Source organism: Flavobacterium sp. FlaQc-48 (assembly GCF_044007335.1).
Taxonomy (GTDB): domain Bacteria; phylum Bacteroidota; class Bacteroidia; order Flavobacteriales; family Flavobacteriaceae; genus Flavobacterium.
Genome location: NZ_JBIPCR010000047.1, coordinates 1 through 880, shown reverse-complemented (window position 1 = coordinate 880; position 880 = coordinate 1). Strand labels below are relative to the sequence as shown.

Sequence of the window (880 nt, the reverse complement as noted above, 5' to 3'; positions counted from 1 at the left end):
CCATCCGGCAGCCAACGCGCTAAATCGCCTGTCTTATAAATTCGTTCACCTTCCTTAAATGGACTTACTATAAACTTCTCTTTAGTTAGTTCTTCCTTGTTCAAATAGCCTCTCGCTACCTGAACACCTCCTATACATAATTCACCTATTACTCCTATTGGTAATAATTGGTTTTGATTATCTAAAACATATAAACTTGTATTGGCTACTGGTTTTCCTATTAGAATTTGAGATAAAGAGTCTTCTAGTGGTACTTCCCATGAACTTACATCAATTGCTGCCTCTGTAGGCCCATATAAATTATCTAATCGAACATTCTTGAATTTATCCTTAAATAATATTACCTGATCTACCTGTAAAGCTTCCCCACTACACAAAACCTGCTTTAAGGAACTACAATCTCCTAATTTGATGTCTTCTAAGAAAACCCTCAACATCGAAGGAACAAAATGAATCGTCGTGATATTTTCCTTTTCTATAATGTATTTTAAATACTCAACATCTTTGTGTCCTTCCGGTTTGGCAAAAACCAATCGTGCCCCACAACTAATAGCCCATAAAAATTCCCATACTGATACATCAAAACTAAAAGATGTCTTCTGTAGGATTGCATCATCACTCTTAAGTTCATAATGCGATTGTGTCCATAATAAGCGGTTCACAATACCTCCATGTTCATTCATCACTCCCTTAGGAGTACCAGTACTTCCGGAAGTATATATAACATAGGCTAAATCAGATGCAGACAATACATTGCTGAGTTTCCCTGTAGAGTAGCCAGAGATAAGATCCCAATCTTTATCTAATAGAAAAGTAGAAACATCTTTCTTCTCTTTTATAACTTTACTACTAACACCACTACTTAAAACCAAACCAATAC

General features: G+C 35.7%; 1 protein-coding gene. It reads right to left on the bottom strand.

Translation table 11 applies throughout. From position 1 onward, the window contains the following. Nucleotides 1-880 (bottom strand): AMP-binding protein (locus ACHRWY_RS27515; RefSeq protein ID WP_395359213.1); only part of this gene is annotated, 880 nt, incomplete at both ends.